This is a genomic window from Aquiflexum sp., assembly GCF_041751335.1.
In the GTDB taxonomy this organism is placed as follows: Bacteria; Bacteroidota; Bacteroidia; order Cytophagales; family Cyclobacteriaceae; genus Aquiflexum.
In genome coordinates this window covers 16,901-30,332 of the sequence record NZ_JBGSXS010000205.1, presented here as the reverse complement: position 1 = coordinate 30,332, position 13,432 = coordinate 16,901, and the positions used below count along the sequence as shown (strand labels likewise).

Here is a 13,432-nt window from a genome sequence, read left to right as displayed (position 1 = left end):
TCCTATGTAGCTTGGATGAATATGTTAGACAATGACCATATTCTGATGGCCAGCTTTCAGGGTATGGGACTTTTTGATTTTAATGGCAAAAAGTTAAGAAGTTATAAATTGGATAAAGATAAATTTGAAGGGGATAGTTTGGAAGAAGGGGAGAGTTTTAATAGAAAGTCTATCATTACTGATGGTGGAAATGTGATTTATGGATTGTTGGGCAATTGGACGAATGATAATCTATCCTTTGCCAAAGTAAATTTTCAGGACATGATGATCAAAAAGTATGAGCTTCCGGGAATTGAGGAGTTGATAGATTATTCTGTGACAATGAAAGTAGACCAAATGATGATGATTTCCACTACTGACAAATCACTTCAAAGAATTGGTGATAAAATTATCTTCTCCAATTCCGCCTATGCTCCCATATATGTTTTGGATATGAAGCAGGACAGTGTTTATCAGGTCAACTATACCCCAAAACTCACTGCAGCAGCAAAAAAAGGAGGCTACCCCAAAGAAGTGGATTCAGAGAAGCGTTTTAAAGAAGTCATGGCAGAAATAAATTCTGAAATTAATTTTCAGGCACCAGTGTGGGATGAAATGACTAAAAGATTTTACAGATTCTCCTATGAGACCATCCCTGGTGAAATCACTGAAGAACCAAGTCCTGAGAGTCCCGAACAAAAACCGGTTTCCAAGGTCTTTATAAGCATTTTTGACGAAGAATTTAATCTGATAGGAGAATCATTGGTTTCTCAATTGACGCAAATACCTAATTCTGTTTTTGTCAAAGATGGCAAGATTTGGCATTATCTGAATGTGGATGACGAACTGGGTTTTATAAGGATGGACTTCGAATGAAATTGACTTTGTTCAAGCCATCAATATTCACTGTTTTACAAATTGCATTATTTAAAATTAAATTCCCGCGTGCCTCATTGATCATTAATTCTGTCATTTATGAAAAACTATATAATAATCCTCCTTTCAGTTATTTTGAATGCCTGTGGGGGCGGGAATGAAACTGAAACCAAAACGGACTTTTCAAATATCTCTTTCACCATGGACACTGTAATTGTCGATCCGGGAGAGGAAATCATCAACCTAAGAGGCGGCCTTGGGACAAGTATTATAAACTCAAATCAATCCAGGCTTTACTTATGGGATCATCGCGCATTTGGGTTGGATATTATCGACCTCGATGAGTTGATACTTACAAAAAAAGTACCTTTCGACAAAGAAGGGCCAAATGGAGTCGATCCCAATGTCGATTGGATGAGTTTGCCGGATGATAATCAAATTCTCTTAGCCAACTTTCAGGGAATGGGCATATTTGACCTTAACGGCAATAAGTTATCGAACCTAAAGCTAGAGAAGGATAAGTTCGTAGGAGACAGTTTATTAGAAGGAGAAATTTTTCAAAGGAAATCTTTTCCTATAGCAGGTGGAAGTGTCGTTTACGGTTTGCTGGTAAACCCTTGGAAGAGCGCAAAAAGATCACTGTCCAAAGTAGATTTTGAAGCCAAAATCATTAAAAAAATGGAACTGCCCGGTGAAGATGAATTGCCGGATTATGTGGTGCATGGAAAAACTGAAAACATTTCGACGATTATTACTTCTGAAAAAACAGTCCAAAAGTTTGGCAACAGGCTGGTTCTATCCAGCACAGGCTATACAGATCTATATATTTTGGATTTGAAAAATGACAGTGTTTACCATGTGGACTATTCACCCATGCTTTCGGCAAAAGCTAAGAAAGGTGGCTTCCCCTCAGAAGTTAATTCAGAAAAGCACCTGAGGGAAGTCATCCAGGACATACATGCTGATATCAACTTTCAGCCACTGATTTGGGATGAAAAAAACAAAAGATTTTATAGGTTTTCCTTCGAAACAACCCCCACGGGAAACACTGATTGGCCCTTATTTCAACCAGCCGAAGAAAAGCCATTATCCAAATTGTTTTTGAGCATTTTGGATGAAGATTTCAATCTTCTAGGTGAGTCAGATCTTACCGAATTGGGCAGTGTGCCTACTTATGCCTTTGTCAAAGACGGCAAAATCTGGTATTACGTCAACGTAGACGATGAACTTGGTTTTTTGAGGATGGCTTTTGATTGATGATTCCTCCATTAAACTCATGCCATGACTCTGAGTCATGGCATGAGTACGGCTCCAAGCTATAGCATGAATAATTTTACCATGAAAAACGCAACTCAAACTTTCATTTTCATGGTAAATCAATCATAAAACAACCCCGGCAAGAATAGCGATATCTCCGGCACATAGGTCACCAAGAGCAATACAAACAGACTTACCAACAAAAATGGCAATCCGGCTCTGCTGATTTTTTCCAGGGAGATTTTGCCGATGCTTGAAGCCACAAAGAGACATACACCTACGGGCGGAGTAGTCAGCCCAATCACCAGGTTCATCACCATGATCATGGCAAACTGAATCGGATCGACGCCCACATGAAGCGCCACTCCCAATAAAACCGGAAATAAGATCAACAGTGCTGCAATGGTTTCCATAAATGCGCCTACAAAAAGGAGCAGAATATTGATCATCAATAAGATCATAATCTTATTTTGGGTGAGGTTCAGCAAACTTTCTGCAATCAATTGGGGAATCTCCTCCACGGTCATGATCCAGGCAAAGAGGTTGGCAAAGCCCACCAACACCATCAGGGAAGCCGTCATCTTTGCCGACTCCAAAATGATTTTTGGCAACATGCCCACTTTCAGTTCCCGATAAACCAACAAGCCGATTACAATTGCATAGACGACTGCCACTATCGAAGCTTCGGTCGGAGTAAAAACCCCACCTATGATCCCAAACAAAATCAACAGGGTCATCATAATAGCCCAAAAAGCCTGATAAAAACTTTTGGCCATGGTCAGAAAGGGAACCCGTTTATTTTTGGGATATTTCCTTTGGACAGAAATAATATAAGTCACCAACATCAATCCCATACCCAACAGCAGCCCGGGAATAATCCCTGCTATAAATAGCTTCCCAACAGACAATCCTGTCAAAGTTGCCGCAATGATCATGGGCAAACTGGGCGGTATAATCGGGCCAATTGTGGAGGAAGTCGCCGTGACAGCACAGGAAAAATCAGTGTCATAACCTTCTTTTTCCATTGCAGGAATCATCACCGAACCAATACTTGCCGTATCTGCGATGGCTGTTCCTGATATTCCACCAAACAGCATGGAAGCCCCAACATTGGCCAAGCCCAATCCACCCCGGATGTGCCCCAGGATGGCATTGCAAAATGCGATGATCCTTCCTGTAATGCCACTGGCATTCATCAGGTTTCCGGCCAGAATAAAACCAGGTATGGAAAGAAGTACGAAGACATCAATCCCCGCATACATCTTCTGGGGAATGACGATCAGTGGCAAATCCGAAAAGAGGATATAAACAAAGGCAGACAATCCCAAGGAAAAGGCGATAGGTATGCCCAAAAGCAACAACAACAGAAATACAATGAAAAGAATCAGGATCATGGTGATTTTTTAAGGTTTAAAAATATCTCAAATGCAGCATAAAGCATCACCAAAAAGCCCATACAGGTCATGGAAAAATAGATGAAACCCATATTGATTTTCAAAGAGGCGGAATCCTGAAGGGTGACTATTTTGACCAATGGAATGCTGTAGATAAACATTGTCCCCATCAACAGAATGATGGCGGATAAAATCAGGTTGTCCATCAATAATTTTCCCTTGGGGGAAAATCGGTCCAAAAAACTGCTGACATTGACATAAGCCCGGTCTTTGATTGCCAGGCCTGCGCCTAAACTCACCATATAGATAAAACAAAATCTCGCCAACTCCTCAGTCCAATGCGGCGACCATGGCAATGCATACCTTGCCACCACCTGTATCATCACCGTCACGATCATCAGGATAAAGCTGATTACAACTGCCCATTCGAGGGTTTTATCTAGGGATTGTTTCAATTGCTGGGATTTTAGATTTTAGATTTTAGATTTCGGTAGCTGTAGGATTTAGGGTGAGGTTAAACCATGATGGGTTTTGGAGATGGTTGAGATGTTTTTATTTCTCTTTATTCCATTTATCAACTGCATTTCTTCACTTAAGATCGTTCGTGCCTACGGCACTTTGGGTACTAACAAATCTTTTGACCCCGGCAATAAATTGCCGGGCTAAGATTTCGGTCATGCCTACGGCATTTTTATATTCTCATTGTCAATTCGGTCATCAAAAGAAAGGCAATATTACTGTTTTCGGGTTTATAGACTTCTTCCGCCACGGCGGACAAGACCTGCCGTACCAATGAAATAAATCGGAACAGCAGTCAACTGCATAAGGTAGATATAAATGCTTAGCCTCCAATCAATTGCCTCCTGCTTTAGCGGGAGGAAATAAAGAGGCTTTAAATCCCCCGGCTTTAGCCAAACAAAATCCTCGATCTTATATCCTACGTTTCTGTTTTTGGCTAAAGCCTATTGGTATTTTGCATTTATTTATGAATGGGCTGATTCCTATTGATATAGACTTAATCAAGATGTCATTACCCATTCTGATCTTTTTCAAAAATGTTGAAAACTCGAAGTGATAAGGATAAGCCTTCTTGATTCTAGGAGGTAGTTCCTGATTTCTCGTTTCTCGCCTCTCTCTTCTAACCCCACCTGTCTTGTTTCTTGGCTTCCCTATTCTCGGGACAGGACTTTGATTCTTGGCTCTATTTTCTCGCCTCTCGGTTCTCGAATCTCGCATCTCATTCCACCTCCTGCACTCTCCTATACATCCTCTGCTGTTCTTCGGTGAAATGTTCCATTACTGCTTTGCCGGCCAATTCGGTAAATGCTTTTTTGTCCACTTCGATAAACTCCATGCCTTTGTCTTTTAGAAATTGGGCATCTAATTCCTCTTGTTTCAAATATAATCCATGTTCGTATTCCTGCATAATTGCGGCTGATTCCAGAATGATGGTTTGCAGATCAGGAGGCATACTTTCGAATTTTTTATTGCCCATGACGATGTAAGCCCAACCTTTGACATGTTCGGTGAGGTTAACATATTTCTGCACTTCATACAAACCTGCATTACGGATCAATGCCAAGGGATTTTCCTGTCCATGGATGGTGGATTGTTGGAGGGCAGTAAAAACCTCGGAAAAGGACATTGGGGTAGGCTTTGCCCCCAAACCACTCCAGGTAGCTACAAAGAGCGATACATTGGGAACCCGGATAGTCAGGTTTTTGAGGTCATCGGGATGTCTGACGGGCACATTGGTGGTAAGGTTCCTTGCCCCACGCTCAAACCATGCAATGGGTTTTAGACCGGAAATACTGATAATATGTTCTTCGATTTCTTTTCCTATAGGTCCACCGGCGACTTTTTGAAGATGGTCGGAATCCCGGATGGCATAGGGGGTTGCACACATAATTGCCAAGGGCAAACTCCAATTTTCAAGGGATTCGGCAGTCAACATCAAATCCATACTGCCACCAAGGATTCCGGTGATCATGTCCATTTCCTTGCCCAACTGTTCATTCGGATATACTTTTACCAAAATCCTTCCTTCAGACCTTTGGAATACCTCGGCTGCAAATTTGAGTGCTGCCAAATGCCAGATATTCTGTTCATTCGCCAAATGCCCAAAGCGTAGCGTATATTCAGGTTTATTGGTATTGTCTTTTGGCTGACAGGAAAAAATACCTGAAATGAGTAATGCACACAACACAAAAATTCGGATCATTCTGGGATTTATTTTGGGCTTTTCACTTGAACCCTGAAATTATCAAAAAAATCGATATGTTCACCCGAAACTGTCCAGGTTTACAACATTTTGTAAATGTTCAAAATAGGTAATGACATCAAGTTACCCTCTTGGCAGCCGTCATTCTGAGGCACGAAGAATCTCCCGAGGTCCTATTTATGTTTATATATGGCATTTTCGGATCCTCATGAGACTCTTCCTTCGTCAGAGTGACGGCTGCTCCGATTACGCCATTGGTAAATCAAAAACTCAGCCCATCAATCCAAATAATAAACCCTCTTCACCCTACTACTAATATTGGTCAGCAACTCATATGGGATGGTTCCTATCCTGTTGGCAAGTTCCTTTAAAGAAATGTTCGGCCCATAGATGATTACCTCATCACCTTCTTTGGCATCCATTCCTGAGATATCTATCATGGTCATGTCCATACAGACGTTTCCGATCACAGGTGCTTTTATTCCATTGATAAGGACATATCCTCGCCCATTGCTGAATCTTCTGTCATAACCATCTGCATAACCAATGGCGATTGTGGCAATCTGACCATCTGCATGCATGATACCTTTCCTTCCATATCCCACCGTGTCCCCTGCATCCAATGTTTTAATTTGGGAAATGGTTGTTTTCAATGTGCTGACGGATTTGAGTTGGGCGTCGTGTTTACCACTGACTTCTACCCCGTACAAACCAATTCCCAATCGAACCATCTCCATTTGGTATTCAGGGAATCTGATAATCCCGGCCGAATTCAGTGCATGCCGCAAAGGAAAATATCCCAGTTTCTCTGTGAGCTTATCGTACATCAACAAAAACATTTCCAATTGGTGCAGGGAATAATCCTGATGCACTTCCTCATCAGCACCGGCCAGATGGGTATAGACACTGGAAATTTTCAATTCAGGATATTCGGAGACCATGTCCAGCAATTCGCTCATGTGCCTGAGTTCGAATCCCAGTCTGTGCATGCCGGTGTCCATATCCAGGTGGATATTCATAGTACATCCACGGTTTTTGCAGTACCTGCCTATTTGATGATAGAATGAAAGGGAATAAACCACAGGCTCTAAATTGAACCTCTCCAAAAGGAAAAATGATTCCTGAAAAGGATTGAGTACCATAATCGGCATGACAATGCCCTGTTCCCTCAATGCAACCCCTTCATCTGTATAGGCCACTGCTAGGTAATTGGCCTTTAATTGCTGCAGGTGATTGGCAATTTCGGCTGCACCACCACCATAAGCAAATGCCTTGACCATAACCATGACCTTGGTGTTGGGGAGCAATTTGGTTTTATAAAAATTGTAATTGTGTGTGAGCGCATTGATGTTGATTTCCAAAGTAGTGCCATGAATCCGCTGCTGCAATAAATTGACCACCGCCTCGAATCCGAATTTTCTGGCACCGGTCACCATGATCAGATCGTTTTCAAAATCATTGGTCAACAGATTATTCAAAAGCGTTTCTGTATCTGCATAAAATTCCGCTTTGTCTCCCAAATCATTTTTCAGCATTTGAATCTCATTGCCAACCCCTATCACCTTGTCTATGCCATGAAAATGGATCAATTGGCCCACTTCCCGGTAAACCTCCTCAATATCCCCGATCTGAAGGAGGTCAGAAATGATAAGGATTTTTCTTTTCTTGGGTCGCTGGGCAGCCATAAAGTCCATTGCCAGCCTCAAACCTGCCAGGTCATTGTTATAGGTATCATCAATGATCAGACTTTCATTTGCTCCGGGCTTCAAGGTCAGTCGCATGTCCACGGCTTTAAGGTGGTCAAGTCCTAGCTGAATAGTGGCAGGGTCCAATTCCAACACCAAAGCAGCAGCAATGGCATGTCTGACATTTTCCAATGAAGCCTCATCTGTAAATGGCACAGAGAAAGTAAAGACACTCAGGTCAGGCTTCATCAACAGGATCTTGGATCTTTCCTGTTCTTTTTTTACAGAAAAAGTATAATCCACCCCCGGATAATCTGACCAAGCGACCAATCTTTTATCATCAAAATTAGTTCGGAGGAATTGATGAATCTGACCATGTTCTTTGCGGTAAATTATCAATTTGCAATCGGTAAAAAGCCTGGCTTTTTCTTCCAATTTATGCCCAAGGCTCTTAAATCCCTCCTCATGGGCTGTGCCGATATTGGTAAAAATCCCCAAGTTTGGCCGAAGCATTTTCACAAGCCGTTGCATTTCATCCGGCTTTGAAATCCCCGCCTCCAACACGGCAACCTGATGATAAGGTGAAATGCCAAAAATGGACAAAGGGACTCCCACCTGACTGTTGTAGCTTTTCGGACTTTTGGCCACAGCATATTTTTGACCTAAGATTTGGCCCAGCCATTCTTTGACAATGGTCTTTCCATTACTGCCCGTAATTCCCACCAAAGGGCTGTCAAAAAGATTTCTCTGATAGGTGGCTATGGATTGAAGTGCCTGCAATGGGTTTTCAACACCAATTAGCACCAATTCTGATTCGACTTTCCCCTCAAATAAATAATCCTTTTGGACCAAAAAACAACGCACCCCTTCTTCGGCAACCACAGGGATAAAATGATGCCCATCAAATTTGGCCCCTTTCAAAGCAACAAACAAAGTCGTTTCCGGCTGTATTATATTCCGGGAGTCAATGGATATAAAATGGATCAGGGCTTCCTGATGGCCGGTCAAAAATTGCCCGTCAACAATTTCCCGAATCTGAAAAGCTGTAAGGGATTGGATCATTTACCAAATGTAAGGATTTGATATTATTCTTCCTTTCCTTCATTTCCTTCCTTTTTTACAAAGAATACCTGCTTGATCCATCTTGGAAGGAAGATGGCCCCCAATAACAAATAGGGATAATAAGAAAGCATCCTCCATAGAATACTGGTGACAAAAGTGTAGCCACTAAGGAATTCCGCAAAGAACTGGGCAAAAAAGAACTCGGCAGTGCCACTGCTGCCGGGAGTTGGGGATATCATCATGACTATCCACATGATGACCTGTCTGGCAAAAATGATCACATGTTCATAAAGGTCAAGGGATTCATAAGCACCGATAAGGGCATTCAACATCAAATACCTTGAACTCCAAATGAATATGGTTGCCAAAATGATGGGAAGCCAAAATTTTAGGTTTTTGCCTTTTAGTTCCTTAGAAGCTTCGATGATCTGATTTCCATATCCATTGGCGGAATGTTTCCACTTTTTAAGCCATTTGATAGAATACAGCTTCAAGAGGATGGATTTGAAAACCCTGGGCCTGTAAAACAATGCCGCGGCCATTATCAAAGAATAAATGGCATATAACGCATAACTTGCCCAAAATAATACTTCCAGGCTTCTGCCCAATTTCATTTCCATTACCCGGCTGGCCGGGAATATATTTCCTTTGGCAAAATATAAAATTATAGGTGCCCCGATCACGAAAAACAGGTTGTCTAAAATTGCAGTCACCATGACAAAAGCAATGGCTTTTCCCAATTTGATACCTTCTTTGTTCAGAATAAATATGGCCACTGCTGTACCGCCCACCACTGAAGGAGTGACCGCTGATGCAAATTCCCAAAGAATAATGACATATATAGCCCTTGTCCACGTCAAATGTCGATCGGTAATTTCCCTTATCCTATAGACGTAGCCAATATCCCTACCAAGAATAACCAAAACGGCAATTAAAATGCCCCATACTGAGGCATCAAAAACTCCCCGTAATGTTTTGGCATTGACATTGGGATCCTGGTAAAACATAAAAAATACGATACCCAAGCCTATCAAGACCGGAACCCATACCTTATTGGGGTTGAGGGTCTCGAAAATCTTCTTGTTATCTAGCTTCATATCCTACTCGCTCGGCACTGTTTCTTTTTTTTCTACCCAAAAATTATTGAATCCTTCTCCAATTACAATGGTAACCATTGATAATTGAAGAAGTTCCAAAATGGCTAAAAATGTATAAATGACGAAGATTTTGTCAGGTTTATAACTGATAAAATCCGTAAAGGGAACCTTATCCCTAAAACTGATTTTTTCTAACACAAAGTCTTTTTGCTGCTCTATGGTATAAGGGTATTGGATAACTGTATGCTTGGTTTCATCTGTCCTTGAAGCATATCTGGAAATTACCCTTTGGTACACCTTCAACAATTTATATAGATCCAGATCCTGCATTTCTGCCTCCACATCATCCACTTTAGACAGTTGCTTCAATTCTGCGATGATGTTGCCTCTCTTTTCCTTGGCCATTCTGGTCTCCTCCATTTGGGCAAGTTCTGATATGACGGATTTGTATTTTTTGTATTCCAATAAATGCCGGACCAATTCTTCTCTTGGATCTATCTCCTCACCGTTTTCATCCAGTTCAGGTCTAGGGATCAGCATCTTGGATTTGATTTTCATCAGTGTGGCGGCAAAAAGTATAAAATCACTGGCCACTTCAATCTCCATTTTCTCCAATTGGTGGATATAATCAAGGAAATCCTGTGTGATTTTGGCGATGGGAATGTCATAGATATCCAGCTCGTCCCTTTCAATAAAGAACAACATCAAATCGAAGGGTCCCTCGAAGAGTGGTAATTTGATTTCGAAACTCACTGATTGCTATTTATTTTATCGTAATTTTGCAAAGTCTTTTGATCCCAAAGATATTTAAATAAAAGCAAATTATACATTTGAGGTTTAAAAAGACCTTTTCAAAACGTCACAGAACAGGATTCATCTTTTTCAAAACATTTGTTATTGAGGAATGTTAATTACCTTTAAGACGAAATACATCGCCAATGATAATCAAACCCGGTAAATTACTATCAAAGATCAACTCCCCTGATGATCTTAAAAAGTATTCCAAAGACCAACTGGTTCAGATTTGTGATGAACTGAGACAGTTTATCGTGGACAATGTCTCCGTGTATGGTGGCCATTTTGGTGCAAGTTTAGGCGTAGTTGAACTTACCGTGGCACTTCATTATGTATTGAATACTCCTGAAGACCAATTGGTCTGGGACGTAGGGCATCAGGCTTATGGGCATAAAATTCTGACCGGAAGGAAAGAACAGTTTCATACCAATAGGATATATGGCGGTTTATCGGGTTTTCCGAAAAGAAGTGAAAGCGAATACGATACTTTTGGTGTAGGTCATTCAAGTACCTCCATTTCCGCGGCTTTGGGAATGGCCATGGCTTCAAAGTACAAGGGAAACAAATACAAACAACATGTGGCTGTCATCGGAGACGGTTCAATGACCGGAGGAATGGCTTTTGAAGCCATGAACCATGCAGGTGTATCTGATACCAACATGATTATCATCCTCAATGATAACTGCATGTCGATTGATCCAAATGTTGGGGCACTAAAAGATTACTTGACGGATATCACCACCTCCCATACCTATAACAGGGTAAAAGATGATGTCTGGAACCTTTTGGGTAAAATCAGCAAGTTCGGTTCTTCTGCGCAGGAAATCATTTCCAAAGTAGAAGGGGCAATCAAATCTGCTGTATTGAAACAAAGCAACCTTTTTGAATCCCTCAATTTAAGATATTTTGGACCTGTAGATGGTCATGATGTTCATCACTTGGTGGAAGTATTAGCTGACCTAAGGGATATTCCCGGACCTAAAATCCTTCATTGCATTACTGTCAAAGGAAAAGGCTATGCTCCTGCAGAAAATGGAAACAAAACCACTTGGCATGCACCCGGGCTCTTTGACAAAGTGACCGGAGAAATATATAAAAAGACCCCAACTGTTCCGCAGGCCCCAAAATACCAGGATGTATTTGGCCATACCTTGGTGGAACTGGCAAAGGAAAATGATAAAATTATGGGGATTACCCCTGCCATGCCTTCCGGTTCTTCTTTGAATATCATGATGAAAGAAATGCCTGATAGGGCATTTGACGTGGGAATTGCGGAACAACATGCCGTAACTTTTTCAGCAGGTCTGGCAACCCAAGGATTGATTCCTTTTTGCAATATTTACAGCACCTTTATGCAAAGGGCCTATGACCAAGTTATCCACGATGTGGCCATACAAAATCTTCAGGTTGTTTTTTGCCTGGACAGGGCAGGATTTGCAGGCGCCGATGGGCCAACACATCACGGGGCTTATGATATGGCTTATTTTAGGTGTATACCAAATATGGTGGTCACAGCTCCCATGGATGAGTCGGAACTCAGAAGTCTGATGTACACCGCCACAAAGTTTCAAGGACCATTCTCCATCAGATATCCAAGAGGTCAGGGAGTCATGCCTGAATGGAAAACTCCTATGAGAGAAATCCCAATCGGACAGGGAAGAATCATCAAAGAGGGAGAAGAAGTCGCGATCCTCACCATTGGCCATATTGGCAATTATGCAGTGGCTGCTTCCAACATGTTAGCTGAGGAAGGGTTGAATCCTGCACATTATGACATGCGTTTTGTAAAACCTTTGGATGAATCTTTGCTACATGAGGTATTTGGTAAATTCAAAAAGGTAATTACTGTGGAAGATGGATGCCTGATGGGTGGTTTTGGTTCAGCAGTTTTGGAATGGATGGTGGATAATGGATATGCTGCACAGGTAAGAAGACTTGGAATCCCCGATGCCATCATCGAACATGGTGAGCAGATTGAACTGCACAGGGAATGTGGATTTGATCCTGAAGGAATTGCGCAGGCGGTAAGGGAGATGGCTGAAGTTAAAGTTAGAAGTTAGGTATCGAAAGTGTTCAGTAGGCAGTCTCAGTAGGCAGTCAGGAATACGGAGAACCGACACTCTGAGTCCTCAACATCTTTCAAACGTTCAGGAAAGGAATGACATCAATTAAACCAATGGAGGTTGATTGGAAAAGGGGAAGGAATTCACTGGGAGGAAATTGACGAAGATATTTTGGTTGAAACCTTGTTGTAAATCAACAAGGCTTTTTTTTATCAAAAATTAATACCTTTAAACATGATAGTTTTTTCTCAGAAAGGAACCGGCCAACCACTCATCTTAATTCACGGATTCTGTGAATCCAAAGAAATGTGGAAAACTTTTTCGGAACACTTATCCACAATTTATCAGGTTTTCTGCCCTGATTTACCTGGTTTCGGGGAAAGCCCACTTGACCCTACACAAATAAGCCTCGAGGAGGTAGCCGTTTGGCTGCAGGAATGGATGGAAGAAAACCATATCCAAAAACCCATTGTCATCGGTCATTCCCTTGGCGGCTATGTGACCTTGGCTTTAGCGGAACTGATAGGAACTGAATTAAAAGGTATTGGCCTATTTCATTCTTCAGCACTTCCATATGATGAGGAAAAAAAGAAAACCCGTAACAAAACCATTGATTTTGTCAAAAAACATGGTGTGGACAAGTTTATAGAATCTTTTGTGCCACCACTTTTTTCTGAACGACATCAGATTGAGCACACTGAAAAAATAGAGGAATTGATTGCCTTGGGAAAAAAGAGTTCCAAGAAAGGGGTTTTGGCATTTATTGCTGCCATGCGGGACAGAAAAGACAGATTTGAAGTGTGGAAAACTTTTCAAGGCCCCAAATTAATGATTGCGGGGGAATTGGATGGGGCAGTAAAAATTGAGGCAAGCCGATTGCACAAACCATTTTCCTCGCATTACTATGAATTGAAAAGAGTTGGGCATATGGGAATGTTTGAAGCTGAAAAAAAAAGCTTGCAATTGGTGAGTACATTCTTGGATAAAATCGAATAGACTAGGT

General features: G+C 41.5%; 10 protein-coding genes and 1 pseudogene. 5 read left to right on the top strand and 6 right to left on the bottom strand.

The genetic code is table 11. The features are described 5' to 3' along the window. Both ACEW8U_RS11140 and ACEW8U_RS11135 read left to right on the top strand, forming a co-directional pair. Positions 1-855 (top strand): DUF4221 family protein (locus ACEW8U_RS11140; RefSeq protein ID WP_373522117.1); only part of this gene is annotated, 855 nt, incomplete at its 5' end. A 99-nt stretch (positions 856-954) separates the two neighbouring features. After that, a complete protein-coding gene (locus tag ACEW8U_RS11135) occupies positions 955-2,112 on the top strand; it encodes a DUF4221 family protein (protein WP_373522116.1) in 1,158 nt (385 codons plus the stop codon). A gap of 119 nt (positions 2,113-2,231) precedes the next feature. Here the strand turns inward: ACEW8U_RS11135 and ACEW8U_RS11130 are convergent, their stop codons facing one another. The 6 genes from ACEW8U_RS11130 to ACEW8U_RS11105 form a co-directional block, all read right to left on the bottom strand. Continuing rightward, positions 2,232-3,506: a TRAP transporter large permease gene (locus tag ACEW8U_RS11130; RefSeq protein WP_373522115.1), complete on the bottom strand. Its 1,275-nt coding sequence runs from the start codon at positions 3,504-3,506 to the stop codon at positions 2,232-2,234. Beyond that, positions 3,503-3,961, bottom strand: a complete 459-nt coding sequence (locus ACEW8U_RS11125; RefSeq protein ID WP_373522114.1) for a TRAP transporter small permease — start codon at positions 3,959-3,961, stop codon at positions 3,503-3,505. Before ACEW8U_RS11125 ends, ACEW8U_RS11130 begins: the two co-directional genes overlap by 4 nt. 782 nt (positions 3,962-4,743) lie before the next feature. Next, a complete protein-coding gene (locus ACEW8U_RS11120; RefSeq protein ID WP_373522113.1) occupies positions 4,744-5,727 on the bottom strand; it encodes a TRAP transporter substrate-binding protein in 984 nt (327 codons plus the stop codon). Between the two features lie 278 nt (positions 5,728-6,005). Beyond that, the gene (locus tag ACEW8U_RS11115; RefSeq protein WP_373522112.1) at positions 6,006-8,474 is read right to left on the bottom strand and encodes a bifunctional UDP-N-acetylmuramoyl-tripeptide:D-alanyl-D-alanine ligase/alanine racemase; all 2,469 of its coding nucleotides are present in this window, start codon (positions 8,472-8,474) and stop codon (positions 6,006-6,008) included. A 23-nt stretch (positions 8,475-8,497) separates the two neighbouring features. Then, positions 8,498-9,571 carry a lysylphosphatidylglycerol synthase transmembrane domain-containing protein gene (locus ACEW8U_RS11110; protein WP_373522111.1) on the bottom strand — a complete coding sequence of 358 codons (1,074 nt, stop codon included), beginning with the start codon at positions 9,569-9,571 and terminating at the stop codon, positions 8,498-8,500. 3 nt (positions 9,572-9,574) lie between these two features. Continuing rightward, entirely contained in the window at positions 9,575-10,324 is a 750-nt protein-coding gene (locus ACEW8U_RS11105) for a ScpA family protein (RefSeq protein WP_373522110.1), read from the bottom strand. 185 nt (positions 10,325-10,509) lie between these two features. Here ACEW8U_RS11105 and dxs point away from each other — a divergent pair, with 185 nt between their 5' ends. The 3 genes and pseudogenes from dxs (at position 10,510) to ACEW8U_RS11090 (ending at position 13,425) form a co-directional block, all read left to right on the top strand. Continuing rightward, the gene (dxs, locus tag ACEW8U_RS11100; protein ID WP_373522109.1) at positions 10,510-12,426 is read left to right on the top strand and encodes a 1-deoxy-D-xylulose-5-phosphate synthase; all 1,917 of its coding nucleotides are present in this window, start codon (positions 10,510-10,512) and stop codon (positions 12,424-12,426) included. A 117-nt stretch (positions 12,427-12,543) separates the two neighbouring features. After that, positions 12,544-12,621 (top strand): annotated as a pseudogene (locus ACEW8U_RS11095) (DUF2442 domain-containing protein); the annotation flags it as partial. A 42-nt stretch (positions 12,622-12,663) separates the two neighbouring features. Then, positions 12,664-13,425, top strand: a complete 762-nt coding sequence (locus tag ACEW8U_RS11090; RefSeq protein ID WP_373522108.1) for an alpha/beta fold hydrolase — start codon at positions 12,664-12,666, stop codon at positions 13,423-13,425. Positions 13,426-13,432: the final 7 nt, after the last annotated feature.

What these genes read in the sequence shown, in the direction of transcription:
- ACEW8U_RS11135 (WP_373522116.1), top strand. Translation starts at nt 955, where the DNA reads ATGAAAAACTATATAATAATCCTCCTTTCAGTTATTTTGAATGCCTGT.
- ACEW8U_RS11130 (WP_373522115.1), bottom strand. Translation starts at nt 3,506, where the DNA reads ATGATCCTGATTCTTTTCATTGTATTTCTGTTGTTGTTGCTTTTGGGC.
- ACEW8U_RS11120 (WP_373522113.1), bottom strand. Translation starts at nt 5,727, where the DNA reads ATGATCCGAATTTTTGTGTTGTGTGCATTACTCATTTCAGGTATTTTT.
- ACEW8U_RS11115 (WP_373522112.1), bottom strand. Translation starts at nt 8,474, where the DNA reads ATGATCCAATCCCTTACAGCTTTTCAGATTCGGGAAATTGTTGACGGG.
- ACEW8U_RS11110 (WP_373522111.1), bottom strand. Translation starts at nt 9,571, where the DNA reads ATGAAGCTAGATAACAAGAAGATTTTCGAGACCCTCAACCCCAATAAG.
- dxs (WP_373522109.1), top strand. Translation starts at nt 10,510, where the DNA reads ATGATAATCAAACCCGGTAAATTACTATCAAAGATCAACTCCCCTGAT.
- ACEW8U_RS11090 (WP_373522108.1), top strand. Translation starts at nt 12,664, where the DNA reads ATGATAGTTTTTTCTCAGAAAGGAACCGGCCAACCACTCATCTTAATT.